Source organism: Sphaerotilus sp. (genome assembly GCF_034519685.1).
Classification (GTDB): Bacteria; Pseudomonadota; Gammaproteobacteria; order Burkholderiales; family Burkholderiaceae_C; genus Sphaerotilus.
The window spans coordinates 374,943-392,642 of sequence record NZ_JAXHOF010000006.1; the positions used below are offsets into that span (position 1 = coordinate 374,943).

Genomic DNA, 17,700 nt, shown 5'->3' on the forward strand with positions numbered 1-17,700 from the left:
CTCAGGCGTCCGTGCCGGCGGACAGGCGGGCGAGCGCGTCGGCCAGCGCGGTGACCACGCGGTCCTGGTCCGCTTCCGACAGGTCCGGGCTCATCGGCAGGCTCATCACGCGGGCGGCGGCGGCCACGCTGTTCGGGCAGCAGTCGGGGCAGCAGAACGCGGCGTAGGCGGCCTGGTGGTGCAGCGGCTTGGGGTAGTGCACGGCGGTCGGGATGCCCGCGGCCTGCAATGCGGCCTGCACCTTGGCGCGTTCCGGCACGAACACGGTGTACTGGCCCCAGACGCTGTCACGGTCGGGCCGCACGGTGAGCAGGCCAAAACCGGGGTGGCGCTCGACCAGTGGCGCGAGCAACTGGTGGTAGCGCGCCCCGAGTGCGCGCCGCCGCTGCAGCTCCCAGTCGAAGCGCGGCAGCTTGGCCAGCACGACCGCGCACTGCAGCGTGTCCATCCGCCCGCCCAAGCCGACGCGGGTGTGGGTGTAGCGGGCGCTCTGGCCGTGGACACGGATCTCGCGGGCGGCCTGCGCCAGCGCGTCGTCGTCGGTGAAGAGGGCGCCGCCGTCGCCGTAGCAGCCCAGCGGCTTGCTCGGGAAGAAGCTGGTGCAGCCGAAGGTCGAGAGGTGGCCGCTGTGGCCGCCGCGGTAGGTGGCGCCGAAGCTCTGGGCGGCGTCCTCGATCACCGGCAGGCCGTGGCGGGTGGCGAGGGCGTTGATCTCGGCCATGTCGGCCACCTGCCCGTACAGGCTCACCGGCATGATCGCCCGCGTCTTCGGCGTGATCGCGGCTTCGACCAGGGCCGGGTCGAGGTTGCAGGTGTCCGGCTCGATGTCCACGAACACGGGTTTGGCCCCCAGCAGCGCGATCACCTCGGCGGTGGCCGCGAAGGTGAACGGCGTGGTGATGACCTCGTCGCCGGCCTTCAGGTCCAGCGCCATCAGCGCGATCAGCAGCGCCTCGGTGCCGCTGGAGACGGTGACGCAGTGCCTGGCGCCGACGCGCTCGGCCAGCGCCGCTTCGAGCTGCTGGACCTCGGGGCCCATGATGTACTGGCCGTGGTCGAGGACGCGGTGGATCGCGGCGTCGATGTCGGTCTTGAGGGTGGCGTATTGGGCCTTGAGGTCGATGAAGTGCATGGGGCGGAGTGTTCAGCGAAAGGCCGCCTCGCAGGCGATCCAGGTGTCAGGGTGTCGGTGGAGCAAGTCGGAGAAAGGCTCGACGGTTCGGCCGATGTCACCGAAGCACCAAGGCAGCAGGCCGTGGTCGTCTTCTTCCAGCAGTTCATCAATGAGTGCAGGCGCTGGAGTGTCAGTTTCCAGCGCGCGCTCGACCGTCTTTTTCAAACGCCGAAACGTCTTGTTGTGTCCGACCGTTACTTCCCGACGATCCAGTGCCAGCAGGCGCACGGTTTCCAGTCCCTTCGGGGAGCGTCGGTCTGACTGCGCGTCATAGCGCGCCTTGATCAGACCAGACTCCGGTTCGAAGTCCAAGTGTTGCCACGGATCATCCAAGGTCGGGTCGATCAGCAGCGGGGCGCCGTTCAGGGTCGGAAACTGGTCGCCCTTCTTGCGGTTGCACGTGGTGCAGCACAGCAGCAGGTTCAGCCAGTGAAACGCATGCGTCGGATAGGGCTTCTTGGGGCGGAAATGCTCGATGTCGCAGCCGTGCGAGTCGGTGCAGTACATGCAGCGCCAATGGGGCCCGCTCATCTTGCGCAGCGTGTCGAGCACATCGGTCAGTTCCTTGCGCTGGCGGGCGTTGCGCCACTCGCGTTCGATGTCGAGGGTGCCTTGTTCCTGCAAGGTGTCGGCGCGCGACTGGCAGCGGGCCAGAAAGGTGTTGGTCCGGGCAGGCAGAGGAGGGCGCGTGAGGCGGCGCATTGCTCAGGGCTCTTCGTCCGGGTTGATGTACTGGCGCAGGCGTTCCATCTCCACCAGTTCGGCTTGGGTCAACTTGCCGCCTGCGCGTTGCTTGGTGCGCAGGTCTGCAAAGGCCGACCGGGCTTCAACGGCCACGGGCGAGCGCGTGTTCTGCAGGCCGAACGCCGCAGATCGCAGGATCGTGTCCGGCCGCGACGAGATGACTTCCTGATATTCCTCGGGCGTCAGCACGCGTGCCGGTTCGTCGCTGCCCGGCTCCGGCAGGACGAACAGGCCGTTCGGATCGGCGGCCTGACAGATCAGCGGGCTGTGGCTGGTGACGATGAACTGGATATTCGGGAAATGGCGCTTCAGCCAGAAACCGATTTCGCGTTGCCATTCGGGGTGGAGGTGGGCGTCGATTTCGTCGATGAGGACGACGCCACCGGGCTTGATGAATAAGTGTCGGTCGGCGTCGCGACCTGTTAAGTCGTCTGTGCCATAGGCATTGATCATGTGGCGCAGGATGTCTGTCAGCAAAGCCAGTGCTGCCCGGTAGCCATCGCTCATGTCCGACCATGACAGTTCGTTGCTATCGCTGTCTTTCAGCCACAGACCGTCTGAATCCACCCGATCTGCCCTGATGTTGTTCGGCAGAAATTCCTCGTTTAGCAGGTTGAGGACAAGGGTCAGCGTATCGGCTGCCTTGTTCTTTCCTTCGAGTTTTTTGTAGTTCAGATCACGTAGCCATCGATCTGCTTCCGCCAACGAGGCGGTTTCCTTGAATAGCGTGACGAGTCGCTCGACTATGGGCGTCGTCATCAGTTCTTCAATATCGTTTGATGCGCCGGAAATTCTGCGAAAAGGACCGTAGCCGCAGAAAAATAGCCCTTCGTCCCATAGGGAGGTTGTGCTAGTGACTTTGGGTTCTGTTCTTTTTTTGTTGGCAGGCGTTACTATATTTATCTCAAACCAATCGGTCTTTTGCGGTGGCGTTGCTATCTTAAGAGTGATGCTGGCATTTTCTGCATCTGACTTGATCCAGCCTCGAAAGCTGGGTTGAAGCGTCCAACGGCCATGACCAGCAACGGCGAGTGCAATTGCTCTTAGTAACGTACTTTTCCCCGACCCGTTATCTCCTGTGAGCACTGTCCATCCGGCATACGTCGGCGGAGTCAAGTCTGAAGTGCAACAGTTTTGGCGGCAAGCGCCTGCCGCTGGGCGAGTTTTGTCTGGACGAGTTCGGTGTAGACCTCGCGAGGAGTACGGAAGCCGAGGATCTTGCGAGGGCGGTCATTGAGCATGGACTCGATGTAGGCGAGCTTCTGCGGGGTGACGGTGGACAGGTCAGTGCCCTTGGGCAGGAACTGGCGCACCAGGCCATTCATGTTCTCGTTGGAGCCGCGCTGCCAGGGGCTGTAGGGCTCGCAGAAGAAGACCGGCATGCCGGTGGCCTCGGTCAGCTCCAGGTGGCGGGCCATCTCCGAACCGCGGTCGTAGGTGAAGCTCCTGCGCAGCTCGGGGATGACGCCGTTGAAGCGCCGGGTGAAGCCGTCGAGGGCGTGGGTGGCGGTGCAGCCATTCATCTGGGTCAGCAGCACGAAGCGGCTGTGGCGTTCCACGGCGGTGCCGATGGCGCTGGCGTTGCGAGCCCCCTTGATGAAGTCGCCCTCCCAGTGGCCGGGCACCAGCCGGGCGTCCACCTCTGCGGGGCGCTCGCTCAGCGGCACGAGGTTGGCGATGTTGCCGCCCTTGCGGCTGGTGCCCCGCGCACGCGGCATGCGCTTGGTGTGGCTGCGCCGCAGCTCCCCGATCAACTCGGTGCGCAGCTCGCCACGCGGCACCATGTAGATCGCCTGGTAGATTGTCTCGTGCGAGACGCGCTGCGTCGTGTCTTCGGGGTTCATCAGCTTGAGCCTGCCTGCGATCTGTTCGGGTGACAAGGCCCGCTCAAGCTCGTGGCGCACCCACTTGCCCAGCGGCGTGTCGAACTGCTGGCCGAGCTTGCGCACCCCGGCCTTGGCCTGCACCCGGCGCCGGGCGGCCTGTTGCTGCGCAGTCGCCACCAGGTAGCCCCGCTTCGGGTGTCGATTTCGCGCCAGCTCCCGGCTGATCGTCGAGGCCGAACGCCCCAGTTGCACGGCGATCTGTCGCTGCGTCAGCTTCTGCGTGACCAGCAGCCCAAGCTGCGTGCGCTCTTCCAGACTCAGGCTTGAATACTCTTGTCCCATTGGCTCAACCTGTTGTTTTCATTGCCGTGTTGCACTTCAGTTTAGAGCGTGCCGTCCCATTACCCCGATCAAACGAAAACTCCAGATCCCGAAATCCGCGGATATTCGTGAGTCGAACCTTGTCGATGTACATGGCGCCGTGCTCCGGTTCAGGAAAATCACTCGAGCCGCGTCACGACATCACCCCGCAGCCGATACCGCTCCCCCGTCGCCGGACACGTCGCCTCGCCCTCGCCGCGCACCGCCAGCCCGAGCCGCTCGCCATTGCGGCTCATCCACCCGATCCGCCGCGCCGGCACGCCGACCATCAGCGCGTGATCCGGCACGTCGCGGTTGACGACGCTGCCCGCGCCCACGAAGGCATATGCGCCGACTGTCGTGCCGCAGACGATCGTGCAGTTCGCGCCCAGCGTCGCGCCGCGCTTCACCACGGTGCGCAGGTACTCGTGCTTGCGCGACACCGCCGCGCGCGGGTTGTAGACGTTGGTGAACACCGCGCTCGGCCCGCAGAACACGTCGTCCTCCAGCGTCACCGCGTCGTAGACCGACACGTTGTTCTGGATCTTCACGCCCGAGCCGATCACCACGTCGTTGCCGACGAAGACGTTCTGCCCGAGCGAGCAGCCCGCGCCGATGCGCGCACCCGCGCAGACGTGGCTGAAGTGCCAGACCTTGGTGTCGGGGCCGAGCTGGGCGCCGGGGTCGATGATCGCGGTGTCGTGGTGCCAGGCGGGGGAGGTCATGTTCAGTCTCGCAGTTCGTTCAGTTGGTGCCGCCCAGCACCGACACGCCAGGCAGTCGGCGCATCTTGCGGTCGAACGTCACCACCTGTTCGCAGCCATGCCGCTCTGCCTTGACCGCCAGCAGGCAATCGGCGAAATCGGCTGGTCCTTGCGCATACAGCGCCAGTGCGGCCCGGATTTCAGCGGGTGACTCCAGTGCCACGGTGGCATGGTGGGTGAGCGCGTTCAACGCCTTGGCAATGTCGGATCGACTGCGGTCATAGGCACGCGCCAGCGTCCAGGCGACCTCCACGACCACGACATCGCTCAGCCAGAGCGAGCCATCGTGCGGTGCGTGGTCATCGAACAGTTGCTGTGCTCTCTGCGATTGGATCGGGTCGTCACTGACGAGTAGCCGAACCACCACGTTGGTATCGACGGCGATCACGCGCGGTCCTTGCGATCCCGCACCGTGTCCGTGATGGCCTGGTCGATCTCGTCGAGGCTGCGCGTGCGCTCGCCGGGACGGCTCAGCAGGCCGTGCAGCCCTCGCGATCCGCGCGCCAGCACCCGCACGCGCAGCGAGCCGTCGTCCAGCGCTTCAACATCCAGCCGCATGCCCGATTCGATGCCCAGGCGCTGCCTCAGGGCGTGAGGCAAGGTGATCTGACCTTTGTCGCTGACGGTGACTTGCATGGTGGTTTCCGATGTTGTTGGCTCGATCTTACTTCTGGAGAGTGTTCTGAATGACCAGGCCGCCGCTCGTCAAAACACCAGCGGCAACCCCACCCGCACCCCATCCCGCGCACTCCGGTACCCCGCGATCAGCACCTCCAGGGAGCGTAGCCCGCTGTAGCCATCGACCTCCGCGTGCGCCTCGCCGCGCAGCGTGTCGATCACGTTGGCGTAGTACAGCGGGTGGCCGAAGCCGTAGACCGAGGTGGTGGCGTAGCTCGCCGCCTTGATCTGCTCGTCCTCGGGCGTCGGGGTGTCGAACTCCCAATGCTGGATGTCGTTCACCGCCACGCCGCCGATGCGCACTGTGCCGCGCTCGCCGAGCACGGTGATCGAGCCTTCGAGGTTCTTCGGGTAGGTCAGCATCGTCACGTTGATGCTCGCCAGTCCCCCAGCGCGCAGCCGCAGGCTCATCACGCCCGAGTCCTCGGCCTCGATGTCGCGTCCCTGCGTCGCGGTGTAGGCGTGCACGTTGTCCACCGGCCCGACCAGCCAGTCCACCATGTCCACGTAATGGCTCGCCTGGTTCATGAACGCGCCGCCATCCATGTCCCAGCGGCCGCGCCACGGCGCCTCGTCGTAGTAGCTCTGCGGGCGGGTCCAGAACACGTTGACCGTGACCAGGTGGATGCGGCCGAAGCGCTTGTCGTCAATGGCTTTTTTGAGCAACTGCATCGTCGCGTTGAGCCGGTTCTGCTTGACGACGAACAGCTTCACGCCCGCGTCGCGGCACGCGCGCACCATCGCCATGCCCTCGTCCCACTTCGTCGCCATCGGCTTCTCGCTCAGCACATGGCGGCCGGCGCGGGCGACGCGGATCGCCTGCTGCGAATGCAGGCCGCTCGGGGTGGTGAGGACCACGATGTCGGCGTCGCTCTCGGCCAGCAGCGTGTCCAGCGAGGTGAAGGCCTGCGCGCCGGTCTGCGCGGCAGCGGCCTCGGCGCGCTCGGGCAGCTTGTCGCAGACGGCCACCAGCTCGGCCCGGTCGGCGTGCTGCTGCAGCGAGCCGAAGTGGTTCTTGGCGATGCGTCCGCAGCCCACCAGGGCGAAGCGGATCTTGCGGTCGGTGATCGGATGGGCAACAGTCATGGGATCAATTTTAGGGCGCGCCCCTGCGGGCAGCCTAAAATTGCAGCAAATTCAACAAGTTGAAGTCGAGCCCCGCCGATGAGCCACGCCCCTGTTCCCACGCCTCCTGTCGATGACAACCAGCAGATCGCCGAACGCCGCGAAAAACTCGCCGCGATCCGCGCCCAGGGCGTCGCCTTCCCCAACGATTTCAAGCCGCGCGACCACGCCGCCGACCTGCACCGCGTCGCCGATGGCCTGGACAACGAGGCCCTCGAAGCCGCACCGATCCCCGCCTGCGTCGGCGGCCGGATGATGCTCAAGCGCGTGATGGGCAAGGCCTGTTTCGCGACGCTGCAGGATGGCTCGGCCAAGGGCACGGACCGCATCCAGCTCTACATCACGCTCGACAACGTCGGCGCCGAGAAGCTGGCCGCGTTCAAGCACTGGGACCTGGGCGACATCCTGGGCGCCGAGGGCACGCTGTTCCGCACCAAGGCGGGCGAGCTGTCGATCAAGGTGACGAACCTGCGCCTGCTGACCAAGGCGCTGCGCCCGCTGCCGGACAAGCACCACGGCATGAGCGACCAGGAGCAGAAGTACCGCCAGCGCTACGTCGACCTCATCACCGACGAGGCTGCACGCACCCGTTTCCGCGCCCGCAGCAACGCGGTGTCCAGCATCCGCCAGTTCATGATCGAACACGATTTCCTCGAAGTCGAGACGCCGATGCTGCACCCCATCCCCGGCGGCGCCAACGCCCGGCCCTTCACGACGCACCACAACGCGCTCGACCAGGAGATGTTCCTGCGCATCGCGCCGGAGCTGTACCTGAAGCGGCTGGTGGTGGGCGGCTTCGAGCGGGTGTTCGAGATCAACCGCAACTTCCGCAACGAAGGCATCTCGGTTCGGCACAACCCCGAATTCACGATGATGGAGTTCTACGCGGCCTACTGGAACCACCACGACCTGATGGACTTCACCGAGCAGGTGCTGCGCCACGCGGCCGTGTCGGCGACCGGCTCGGCGCGGCTGACGTATGCGGGCAAGGAAGTCCACCTCGACGAGCCGTTCGTGCGCCTGTCGGTGCGGGATTCGCTGGTGGTGCATGCCGGCCTGACCGAAGCCGAGGCGGATGACGCCCACGCGGTCCACGCCAAGCTGAAGTCGCTGGGCGAGGAGCCGCCCAAGCACTGGAAGCTGGCGCAGCTGCAGTTCGGCCTGTTCGAGGCGGCGGTGGAGGACAAGCTCTGGCAGCCGACCTTCATCATCGACTACCCGGTGGAAGTCTCGCCGCTGGCCCGTGCGTCGGACACCAACCCTGCGATCACCGAGCGCTTCGAGCTGTTCATCACCGGCCGCGAGTTCGGCAACGGCTTCAGCGAGCTGAACGACGCCGAGGACCAGGCTGCGCGCTTCCAGTCGCAGGTGGCCAACAAGGAAGCCGGCGACGACGAGGCGATGTTCTTCGACGCCGACTTCATCCGCGCGCTGGAATACGGCATGCCCCCGACGGGCGGCTGCGGCATCGGCATCGACCGGCTGATGATGCTGATCACCGACTCGCCCAGCATCCGCGACGTGATCCTGTTCCCGGCGCTGCGCCGCGAGGGCTGAGGCTGGAATAGGCGTAAAAAAAGCGACCCTCGGGTCGCTTTTTTCATGTTCGCGGAGATGCTCAGTTGGCGTTCTGCGCCTTCACCTGCCCGGCCATCGCCGCTGCATCCTTCTTGATGACGCGCTTGATCGCCATCTGTGTCGGCTCGTCGGCGTGCAGCGCCGCGAATTCGCCGGAGGCCTGGGCTTCACGCAGTTCGGCCAGCACTTCGGCACGGGTGCGGGGCGTGGCGGCGGTCGGTGCGACGGGCAGGTTGCTGTCGTCCCAGAAGAAGCTCTTGCCGGCCAGGCGGGCTTGCTGCATGTCGGTGATGACTTCGGCGCGGGTCTTGGAGGCGCCAACGGCTTCATGCTGGAAGGTGGGAACCACGTCGTCGGCCAGGGCGCCGAAGGACAGGGTCGAGGCAACGAGGAGAGCCGAGAAAGTGCGCGTGTTCATGATCGTGTTTTCCTGAGAGCATCCGGTTCTGGGTGGGGCGTCCGTCGGGGATGCGTTTCCGGCGTCGTCCATGCAGTGAACTTTATCGTTGTCATTGCTGCGAATAAATCATCAAAAAATACTTGCAGCATTCTTGTTTTATGAATGATTAAACGCGGAAGCGAGGTCAGTCATGGAGAACGACGGAGCTGGGCTGGACACGGGGCTGTCGTCAAGGCACGCCGCGCTGTGGGCTGAACTGGCCAGGGCGGCCACGGTGCGCGGCCATCCGTGGCGACAGGTGACCTTGGCCACCACCTGCCCGCAGCTCGGCCCGCAGGCGCGCACGGTGGTGATCCGTGAGGTGGACCTCGACGCCCGCGAGCTGCTGATCTACACCGACACCCGCTCGCCCAAGGTGGCGCAGCTCGACCAGGATCCGCGTGCCCAGATCGTGTGCTGGTCGGCGGCGCTGGGCTGGCAGTTGCGGCTGCGCTGCGTGGTGGGCTGCGAGACCGAGGGGCTCGACGTGACCTCGCGCTGGGCGACGCTGCGCCACACCCGGGCAGCGCAGGACTACCTCTCGCCGCTGGCACCGGGCAGCGTGCTCGGGTCGGACGGTGTGATGGCGGCGGCGGCACCGCCGGGCGAGCGGCGCGGCGCGTTCGCGGTGCTGCGGGCGCGGGTGCTGGAGATGGACTGGCTGTCGCTCGACCCGGCCGGGCACCAGCGCGCCGTGTTTGATTGCCGCGACGCGACAGGGGCTGGTCGCTGGCTGGTACCGTGATGTGCATTTCAGGCCGTGCGGGGCGGCGGTGCAGCGGCGACAATCGGAGCCGCTGTGCCTGTGCCCCTGTGTGGCCGCTGAAACCCTGACGAAAAGAACGCCCCGTGTCTGCCTCGCCGCTCCCGACTGCCGTGCCCCGTTCCCTGCCTGCGACTTTGTCCGTGCCTGACCGGCTCGCTGTTCGGCTGGGCCATGCGGGGCTGGTGCCGTTCGTGCTGGGGGCCTTGCTGGCGCTGCTGGTGCGGGTGGACGTGCTGCCGTACGTGGTGCTGTCGCTGTCGGTGTATGCCGGGATGATCGTGTCCTTTCTGGGCGGCATCCACTGGGGCGTGCTGATGGTGGCGAACGACGCCACGCCGCGCCGGCTTGTCTGGGCGGTCACGCCGTCGCTGCTGGGCTGGGTGTCGGTGGTGATGCCGCCGCACGCCGGGCTGGTGATCCAGGCGCTGCTGCTGATCGTGTGCTACCTGGTCGATCGGCGGATGTACCCGGCCTACGGTCTGTCGAAGTGGCTGACCTTGCGCTTCAGGCTGACGCTGGTGGCGTCGATGAGCTGTTTTCTGGCGGCGGCTGCCGCCAGTGCCTGACCAACGGAACCCTGCATGATCCGCTACCACCTGGAACTCGACGACCTCCACCGCCACCACTACCGCGTCACGCTGACGCTGCCGAACCCGGCGCCGCTGCAGCTGCTGTCGCTGCCGGTCTGGATCCCGGGCAGCTACCTGGTGCGCGAGTTCTCGCGCCACCTCTCGGCGATCGAGGCGCACCAGGGCCGCCGCACGGTCGCGTTGACGCAGCTCGACAAGCACACCTGGCAGGCCGCGTGCAGCGGCCGCGCCGCGCTCACGGTGAGCTGGCGCGTCTACGCCTTCGACAACTCGGTGCGCTGCGCCTGGCTCGACACGCAGCGCGGCTTCTTCAATGGCACCGGCGTGTTCCTCGCCGCACAAGGCCGCGAGGCCGACGAGCACCGCGTCACCTTCGGCCCGCTGCCCGACGGCTGGGACATTGCCACCGGCCTGCCCGAAGTCGCACCGCGCGAGTACGCCGCGCCCGACTACGACGCGCTGATCGACCACCCGTTCGAACTCGGCGCCTTCTGGCGCGGCACCTTCACTGCGTGCGGTGTCGAACATGAATTCGTCGTGGCGGGCGCGCTGCCGAGCTTCGACGGCGAGCGGCTGCTGGCCGACACGCGCCGCATCTGCGAGGCCCAGATCCGCTTCTGGCACGGCGACGCACCGGCGCCGTTCGCCCGCTATGTCTTCCTGCTCAACACGGTCGACGAGGGCTACGGCGGGCTGGAGCACCGCAACAGCACCGCGCTGATCTGCAACCGCCGCGACCTGCCCCGACGCGGCGAGCCGGGGCTGAACGACGGTTATGTGACGCTGCTCGGCCTCATCAGCCACGAGTATTTCCACACCTGGAACGTCAAGCGCCTGAAGCCGTGCGCGTTCGCCCCCTACGACCTGCGGGGTGAGAACTACACCGAGCTGCTCTGGTTCTTCGAGGGCTTCACCAGCTACTACGACGACCTGTTCCTCGTGCGCACCGGGCTGATCGACCAGACGCGCTACCTGCGGCTGGTGGCCAAGACGGTCAACCAGGTGCTGGGCACACCTGGCCGCCGGGTGCAGAGCGTGGCGCAGTCCAGCTTCGACGCCTGGGTCAAGTACTACCGCCCCGACGAGAACAGCGCCAACGCCACCGTCAGCTACTACACCAAGGGCGCGCTGGTCGCGCAGGCATTCGACCTGACGCTGCGCCAGGAGGGCAAGGGCACGCTGGACGACGTGATGCGCGGCCTGTGGCGGCGCAGCGGCGGCGGCCCGATCGGCGAGGACGACATCGCGGCGGTGCTGGCCGAGGTGGGCGGGCGCTCGTTCGCGGCGGAGCTTGCGGCTTGGGTCCACGGCACGGACGACCTGCCGACCCAGGCCCTGCTCGCCGCCCACGGCGCGGACGCGCAGCGCGAGCGTCCGCTGTTCGCGCAGCGCCTGGGCGCCCGGCTGACCGAGTCGGCCCAGGGGCTGAAGGTGCAGTCCGTGCAGCACGGCGGCGCGGCCGACCAGGCTGGCCTGTCCGCAGGGGACGAGCTGCTGGCGCTGGGTGACTGGCGCGTGGTCAAGCCGGAGGATCTGGCGCTCTACGGCGCGTTCGAGCAGCCGCAGCCGCTGCTGGTCAGCCGGGACCGGCGCCTGCTGCGGCTGACGCTGCCGGCGGCGGCCGTGGAAGGCGCCGTGGCGCTGAGCTGGCAGGCCAAGCCGGTCGCCCGCACGCGGCGTCTGCGGGCGGCGTGGCTGGGCAGTCCCGGTCCCGCCGGAGCCTGATGCCCGCCGTCCTGCGCCGGTCCCGGATGGGGTGGGGGCTGGCACTGCTGGTGCTGGCGGTCCTGCTGCTGCACGGGCTGGCGCTGGACGGATTGAGCCACGCGCTGGTGCCCGGCGAGTCCCCGGCGCCGTCGATCCGCCGCATCGAGGCCACGTACACCCGCGTCGTCGCACAGTCCGCTGCTCTGTTCGGCCCGGCCGTCGCGCCGGTGGTGCCGATGAGCGGACGGGCAGCACCAGCACCAGCGGCGGTGCAACCCGCCGCGTTGCCTGCCAGCGACGTGGATCACGCGGTCGATGCTGATGACGCTGTCGACGTCACCGTGGCCGATCCGGCCCCCGCCGAGACACCGCTGCAACCTGCCTACGATCCGGAGGCAGCACCCGGTTCGGTTGCTGGGCCGCCGCCCATGGTGGCCCCCGTGGTCGCGCCCGAGGGGATGCTGGCGGCCTCTGCACCCTCGATGGCCGCATCAATGGCCGCAGCGGCTTCGGCGCCTGCAGTGCCTGCATCCGGGCCGGTCTTCACTTGGCCGCTCTCGACCCGGCTGACCTACACGCTCATCGGCTGGTACCAGGGCGAAGTCCACGGCGACGCCCAGGTCGAATGGCTGCGCGACGGCGACCGCTACCAGGTCCACCTCGACGTCAGCGTCGGCCCCCGGCTGGCGCCGCTGGTCGCCCGCCGCATGAGCAGCGAGGGCCGCATCACCCCAGACGGCCTGCGCCCGCAGCGCTACGAGCAGGCCACGCGCCAGATCATCGGCCGCAACCGGCTGGTGCAGATGCCCTTCCCGGACGAGCGCAGCGTGCGGCTGCAGGACGGCAAGCTCGCCGCCACCCGCGCCGATGTGCAGGACACCGCCAGCCAGTTCATCCAGATGGTGTTCCTGTTCTCGACCCGGCCGGCGTTGCGCGAGAAGGGCGGGCGCATCGAGTTCGACCTCGCGCTGCCGCACCGGGTGCGCCGCTGGGCCTACGAAGTCGGCGACACGCTGCCGACGATGACGCCGCTGGGCGAACTGGACACGTTCCACGTCCGCCCCGTCCCGGCGCGCGACAGCATGGCCGAGACGCCGGGCGAGGCCGCCCGCTCCGGCGGCAGCGTCCTCAGCGCGCAGGTCTGGTACGCGCCGACGCTGCAGATGCTGCCCGTGCGCATCCGCATCGAGCAGGACGCCGAGACCTGGGTGGACCTGCGCCTGTCGGAGCCGCCGAAGCAGGCGGCGGCGCCCTGACGCTGGCGGTTTGGTGTTCTTCCGCAGTTCCAAAAACGAACGGTCGTTCTATAGTGCAGCGCAGCACTCAACCAGACCCGGAGATCCCGTGAGCACCCCGACCTACGAAACCATCCTCGTCGAGACCCGCCCTGGCACGACCGACAACGCCCTGCGCTACGGCTGGATCACGCTGAACCGCCCCAAGGCGCTCAACGCCCTCAACGACACGCTGATGGACGAACTCGGCGCCGCATTGCTGGCCTTCGACGCCGATGACGGCATCGCCTGCATCGTCGTCACCGGCAGCGAGAAGGCCTTCGCCGCCGGCGCGGACATCGCGATGATGCATCCCTTCGATTTCCCGAACGCCTACCGCAAGGGCCTGATCTCGCGCAACTGGGACACCATCCGCCAGGTGCGCAAGCCGATCATCGCGGCCGTGTCCGGCTTCGCGCTCGGCGGCGGCTGCGAGGTGGCGATGGCTTGCGACTTCATCATCGCGGCCGACAACGCCAAGTTCGGCCAGCCCGAGATCAAGCTCGGCATCATCCCCGGCGCGGGCGGCACGCAGCGCCTGCCGCGCGCGGTGGGCAAGAGCAAGGCGATGGACCTCGCGCTGACCGGCCGGATGATGGACGCGGTCGAGGCCGAGCGCGGCGGGCTGGTGTCGCGGGTCGTGCCGCTGGCCGACCTGCACGCCGAGGCCGACAAGGCGGCACAGGCGATGTGCGGCTACTCGCTGCTGGCGCTGATGGCGACCAAGGAATGCGTGAACCGCGCCTACGAGGCGCCGCTGAGCGAAGGCCTGCTGTTCGAGCGCCGGCTGTTCCACGCGCTGTTCTCCAGCAGCGACCAGAAGGAAGGCATGGGCGCCTTCCTCGACAAGCGCGCGCCGACCTTCACGCACCGCTGAGGCGGCACTGGCGGGATGCCCGGGTGCCGCGTTGCCATGATCCATCCAGCTTGCACCTGGCAAGGCGACTGCTGCTGGCGCTGCTGGCTGGATGGGCTGGGCTGACGGGGGCTGCCGCGCTCGACGGCGCCCAGGGCAGCGAGGCGCTGGCAGCGCACAACCGCTGGCGTGCCCGGGTTGGCGTGCCGCCCTTGGTCTGGTCCGATGCGCTGGCACAGTCCTCGGCCCGCTGGGCCGCGCAGCTCGACCAGGGCGGGCAATGTGGCATGGAGCACAGTGACGCACCCGACCTGGGCGAGAACCTCTACTGGGCCAGCCCTGTGCGCTGGAGCAACGGCCTGCGGACACAGCAGGAGATCCGTCCGGCGTTTGTCGTCGATGTCTGGGGGCGTGAATCGGCCGATTTCCAGGCAGACGCCAACAGCTGCCTGCCGGGCAAGACCTGCGGGCACTACACCCAGATCGTCTGGCGCGCCACCCGCGAGGTGGGCTGCGCGATGCGGGTGTGTGGTGCGAAGGACCAAGTGTGGGTGTGCCAGTACCTGCCCGCGGGGAACTATGTGGGGCAGCGGCCGTATTGACTCAATGTGAAAAATTAACGATACATTCCTGACCTCCGGTGCAAACATCCCGACAAGCCGCCAACTCTTGCAGCGTGCGGCGGGTTCAGGGAGAACACATGGAAACCATCAGATCGGGTGATCTGAAAACGATCCTGCATTCGAAGAGGGCGAACCTCTATTACCTGGAGCACTGCAGGGTGCTGGTCAATGGAGGGCGTGTCGAATACGTGACCGAACAGGGCAAAGCCTCCCTGTACTGGAACATCCCGATCGCCAACACGACCACGGTGCTGCTTGGCACTGGTACCTCGGTCACGCAGGCTGCCATGCGGGAATTGGCCAAGGCGGGGGTACTGGTCGGGTTCTGCGGGGGTGGGGGGACACCGCTCTTCTCGTCTACCGAATTCGAGGTGGAGATCGCCTGGCTGTCGCCGCAGAGCGAGTACCGTCCCACCGAGTACCTGCAGCACTGGGTGCGTTTCTGGTTCGACGAGGCGTTGCGCCTGCATGCGGCCAAGGAATTTCAGCAGACCCGGCTCACCCGCTTGCGAGCGCAGTGGGCCTCGACGCGGCGGCAGACGGTTGCTTCGGGGTTTGAGGTGGACCTTTCGGCCCTGGACGCGCTGGTGGCGAGGTCGCTGCCGGCCGTTGCGGTGGCAGTCGACCACACGGCCTTGCTCACCGAGGAGGCGCGCCTGACCAAGCAGCTCTACAAGCTCGCTGGCGAAGCGACCCGCCATGGAGAGTTCACCCGCAGCCAGCGTGGTCAGGGTATCGACGCTGCCAACCAGTTTCTCGACCACGGCAACTACCTGGCCTACGGGCTGGCCGCCACGGCCACCTGGGTGCTCGGGGTACCGCATGGCTTGGCGGTGCTGCATGGCAAGACACGCCGTGGCGGGTTGGTGTTCGATGTGGCTGATCTGGTCAAGGACGCCGTGATCCTGCCGCAAGCGTTCATCTCGGCCATGCGTGGCGATACCGAAACCGAGTTCCGACAGGCGTGCATCGAGGCACTGACCCGCAGCGAATCGCTGGATTTCATGATCGACACGGTGAAGGATGTGGCACTGCGCATGGGCCGGCTGGCACAGGAGCGCACATGAACATCCTGCTCATCTCGCAGTGCGACAAGCGCGCACTGACGGAAACGCGCCGCATCCTCGACCAGTTCGCCGAGCGCCGTGGGGATCGGACGTGGCAGACCCCGATCACCCAGGATGGACTCGATACCCTGCGCCGCCTGCTGCGCAAGACTGCGCGCAAGAACACGGCGGTGGCCTGTCACTGGATACGCGGGCTGGACCACACCGAACTGCTGTGGCTGGTCGGTGACGCCAGCCGCTTCAACGCGCAAGGTGCGGTCCCCACCAACACCACCACACGCAACGTGCTGCGTCGCCAGGACGAAAACGACTGGCGCACCGGCGAAGACATCCACCTGTTGACGGCACTCGCGGCGCTGCTGCATGACCTGGGCAAGGCGAGCCTGGCATTCCAGATGCGGCTGGCGGGGTTGCTGACCGAGCGCAACCAGTACCGGCACGAGTGGGTGTCGCTGCGGCTGTTCGAGGCGTTTGTCGGTGAGGACGATGACGCCACCTGGCTGGCGCGGCTGGTGACGCCGACCGCGCAAGACGACGCGCACTGGGTCGGGCGGCTGCGGCGTGACGGGCTGGACGTCGCCTTGCCGACGCCGTTTGCGGCGCTGAAGCACGCCCCGCTAGCGCAGGCGATCGGCTGGCTGGTGGTCACGCACCACCGGTTGCCAGTCCTGCCACGCAACGCGGATGGCAGCCCCGGCATTTTTCAGGCGGCGTTGCTGCACAAGGTGATCGAGTCGATCGATGCGGGCTGGAACGAGCCGTTACGCACTGAAACAGGCGGCCCGATCGAGCCGTACTGGACGTTTCCCCACGGATTGCCCATCACGACGGACCTGTGGCGCAAGCGTGCGGCCCGTGTGGCACAAGGGCTGCTGAAGCGGCTGGCGCTGCCTGAGGTAGCCTGACTTCCGTGGACACCCACTTGACCCGGTGACACGACGAGAAAGACGATGAAGAAGAACCAAAGCTACACAGCAGAGTTCAAGGCGGAAGCGGTAAAGCTGGTGCTGGAACAGAAGCTGTCACACCAGGAAGCAGCCCAGAGAGTGGGCATTCCGAAGGGCTCGCTGAGCAACTGGGTGGCGAGCAGCCAGCGCCGGGGAGCGCAGGCGCTGAAGGCGGCCGAGCCTTCGGTGGCGGAACTGAAGGCCGAGGTCAGCCGGCTGCGCCGGGAACTGGCGCGGGTGGAGATGGAGCGCGAAATCGTAAAAAAAGCGGCCGCGTACTTTGCGAGGGAGTCGCTGCAAGGTACGCGGTCATGAAGGAGCTGCAGGCTCGACACGACTATCCGGTGGCGGTGCTGTGCTCGGCGCTGGGGGTCTCGCGCAGCGGGTACTACGCCTGGTGCGAGAGGCCAGCCTCGGCCCGTCAGCGCGACGACGAGCGGCTGAAGGTGGCCATCCGAGGGGTGCATGCGGCCAGCCGCCAGACCTACGGCACGCGCCGGGTGCTGGCGGAGTTGCGGGCGCAGGGCTTCGAGGCCGGGCGGGACCGTGTGGACCGACTGCGCCGCACGATGGCGCTGCGTTGCCGGCAGAAGCGCTGCTTTCGCGTCACCACGGACTCCGAGCACCTGCTGCCCGTGGCCGATAACCTGCTGCTGCAGGACTTCACCGCCAGCGCCCCTGATCGGATCTGGCTCACCGACATCACCTACATCCGCACCGACGAGGGCTGGCTCTACCTGGCCGGACTCAAGGACATGTGTACCCGAGAGATCGTCGGCTATGCGATGGACGAGCGCATGACCCAGCAGCTCTGCCTGCGCGCGCTGGGCCACGCCCATGCCCGGCGCCGACCCCCGCCCGGGCTGATCCACCACTCCGATCGGGGCAGCCAGTATTGCGCTCGCGACTACCGTCACGCACTCGATGCACTGGGCATGCGAGCGTCGATGTCACGTCGCGGCAACTGCTATGACAACGCCCCGATGGAGAGCTTCTGGGGCAGCTTGAAGAACGAACTCGTCCACCACCGGCGCTTTGCCACCCGCGCTCAGGCCATTGCCGAAATCACCGAGTGGATCGAGGTCTTCTACAACCGCCAGCGTCGCCACAGCGCCATCGGCAACCTCCCGCCTGCCGTCTTTGCTCGGCAGTTCTATCAACAACTGCGCTCTGCGCATTAAC

The 17,700-nt window shown here is 67.0% G+C and carries 19 protein-coding genes; 10 read left to right on the forward strand and 9 right to left on the reverse strand.

From position 1 onward, the window contains the following. Position 1: 1 nt before the first annotated feature. The 8 genes from U5O44_RS12800 to U5O44_RS12835 form a co-directional block, all read right to left on the reverse strand. On the reverse strand, positions 2 to 1,132 hold the full coding sequence (locus U5O44_RS12800; protein WP_322588853.1) for a DegT/DnrJ/EryC1/StrS family aminotransferase: 1,131 nt from the start codon (positions 1,130 to 1,132) through the stop codon (positions 2 to 4). Positions 1,133 to 1,144: 12 nt separating this feature from the next. Next, the gene (locus U5O44_RS12805; protein WP_322588854.1) at positions 1,145 to 1,876 is read right to left on the reverse strand and encodes a retron system putative HNH endonuclease; all 732 of its coding nucleotides are present in this window, start codon (positions 1,874 to 1,876) and stop codon (positions 1,145 to 1,147) included. A 3-nt stretch (positions 1,877 to 1,879) separates the two neighbouring features. Continuing rightward, a complete protein-coding gene (locus U5O44_RS12810) occupies positions 1,880 to 3,004 on the reverse strand; it encodes an AAA family ATPase (protein ID WP_473964714.1) in 1,125 nt (374 codons plus the stop codon). 26 nt (positions 3,005 to 3,030) lie between these two features. Then, entirely contained in the window at positions 3,031 to 4,086 is a 1,056-nt protein-coding gene (locus U5O44_RS12815; RefSeq protein WP_322588856.1) for an IS30 family transposase, read from the reverse strand. Positions 4,087 to 4,244: 158 nt separating this feature from the next. Further along, complete coding sequence (locus tag U5O44_RS12820; RefSeq protein WP_322588857.1) at positions 4,245 to 4,829, reverse strand: acyltransferase; 585 nt, start codon at positions 4,827 to 4,829, stop codon at positions 4,245 to 4,247. 19 nt (positions 4,830 to 4,848) lie between these two features. Beyond that, a complete protein-coding gene (locus U5O44_RS12825; protein ID WP_322588858.1) occupies positions 4,849 to 5,256 on the reverse strand; it encodes a PIN domain-containing protein in 408 nt (135 codons plus the stop codon). After that, a complete protein-coding gene (locus tag U5O44_RS12830) occupies positions 5,253 to 5,504 on the reverse strand; it encodes an AbrB/MazE/SpoVT family DNA-binding domain-containing protein (RefSeq protein ID WP_322588859.1) in 252 nt (83 codons plus the stop codon). The genes U5O44_RS12825 and U5O44_RS12830 overlap by 4 nt, the downstream gene beginning before the upstream one ends. A 69-nt stretch (positions 5,505 to 5,573) precedes the next feature. Next, entirely contained in the window at positions 5,574 to 6,632 is a 1,059-nt protein-coding gene (locus U5O44_RS12835; protein ID WP_322588860.1) for a Gfo/Idh/MocA family protein, read from the reverse strand. Positions 6,633 to 6,710: 78 nt separating this feature from the next. On the opposite strand from U5O44_RS12835, the gene lysS reads away from it, so the two are divergent. Then, positions 6,711 to 8,228, forward strand: coding sequence for a lysine--tRNA ligase (gene lysS / locus U5O44_RS12840; RefSeq protein ID WP_322588861.1), 1,518 nt, complete (start codon positions 6,711 to 6,713; stop codon positions 8,226 to 8,228). 61 nt (positions 8,229 to 8,289) lie between these two features. On the opposite strand, the gene U5O44_RS12845 is transcribed toward lysS, so the two are convergent. Further along, positions 8,290 to 8,667, reverse strand: coding sequence for a DUF4148 domain-containing protein (locus tag U5O44_RS12845; protein WP_322588862.1), 378 nt, complete (start codon positions 8,665 to 8,667; stop codon positions 8,290 to 8,292). Between the two features lie 172 nt (positions 8,668 to 8,839). Here U5O44_RS12845 and U5O44_RS12850 point away from each other — a divergent pair, with 172 nt between their 5' ends. The 9 genes from U5O44_RS12850 to U5O44_RS12890 all read left to right on the forward strand — a co-directional run bounded on the left by U5O44_RS12850 (position 8,840) and on the right by U5O44_RS12890 (position 17,699). Then, positions 8,840 to 9,433 carry a pyridoxamine 5'-phosphate oxidase family protein gene (locus tag U5O44_RS12850; protein ID WP_322588863.1) on the forward strand — a complete coding sequence of 198 codons (594 nt, stop codon included), beginning with the start codon at positions 8,840 to 8,842 and terminating at the stop codon, positions 9,431 to 9,433. Between the two features lie 131 nt (positions 9,434 to 9,564). Next, positions 9,565 to 10,020: a DUF3429 domain-containing protein gene (locus U5O44_RS12855; RefSeq protein ID WP_322588864.1), complete on the forward strand. Its 456-nt coding sequence runs from the start codon at positions 9,565 to 9,567 to the stop codon at positions 10,018 to 10,020. Between the two features lie 15 nt (positions 10,021 to 10,035). Then, complete coding sequence (locus U5O44_RS12860) at positions 10,036 to 11,769, forward strand: M61 family metallopeptidase (protein WP_322588865.1); 1,734 nt, start codon at positions 10,036 to 10,038, stop codon at positions 11,767 to 11,769. Next, the gene (locus tag U5O44_RS12865; RefSeq protein ID WP_322588866.1) at positions 11,769 to 13,007 is read left to right on the forward strand and encodes a DUF3108 domain-containing protein; all 1,239 of its coding nucleotides are present in this window, start codon (positions 11,769 to 11,771) and stop codon (positions 13,005 to 13,007) included. Before U5O44_RS12860 ends, U5O44_RS12865 begins: the two co-directional genes overlap by 1 nt. 88 nt (positions 13,008 to 13,095) lie before the next feature. Then, entirely contained in the window at positions 13,096 to 13,902 is an 807-nt protein-coding gene (locus U5O44_RS12870; protein ID WP_416222172.1) for an enoyl-CoA hydratase, read from the forward strand. A 50-nt stretch (positions 13,903 to 13,952) separates the two neighbouring features. Further along, positions 13,953 to 14,483, forward strand: a complete 531-nt coding sequence (locus U5O44_RS12875; RefSeq protein WP_322588867.1) for a CAP domain-containing protein — start codon at positions 13,953 to 13,955, stop codon at positions 14,481 to 14,483. Between the two features lie 98 nt (positions 14,484 to 14,581). Beyond that, positions 14,582 to 15,571: a type I-F CRISPR-associated endonuclease Cas1f gene (gene cas1f, locus U5O44_RS12880; RefSeq protein WP_322588868.1), complete on the forward strand. Its 990-nt coding sequence runs from the start codon at positions 14,582 to 14,584 to the stop codon at positions 15,569 to 15,571. Beyond that, on the forward strand, positions 15,568 to 16,476 hold the full coding sequence (locus tag U5O44_RS12885) for an HD domain-containing protein (RefSeq protein WP_322588869.1): 909 nt from the start codon (positions 15,568 to 15,570) through the stop codon (positions 16,474 to 16,476). The genes cas1f and U5O44_RS12885 overlap by 4 nt, the downstream gene beginning before the upstream one ends. 45 nt (positions 16,477 to 16,521) lie before the next feature. Continuing rightward, positions 16,522 to 17,699, forward strand: a protein-coding gene (locus U5O44_RS12890) for an IS3 family transposase (protein ID WP_322586503.1) whose coding sequence is annotated in 2 segments (ribosomal slippage) — positions 16,522 to 16,789 and positions 16,789 to 17,699 — 1,179 coding nt in all. Because the reading frame shifts where the segments join, the coding sequence is not laid out codon by codon here. Position 17,700: the final 1 nt, after the last annotated feature.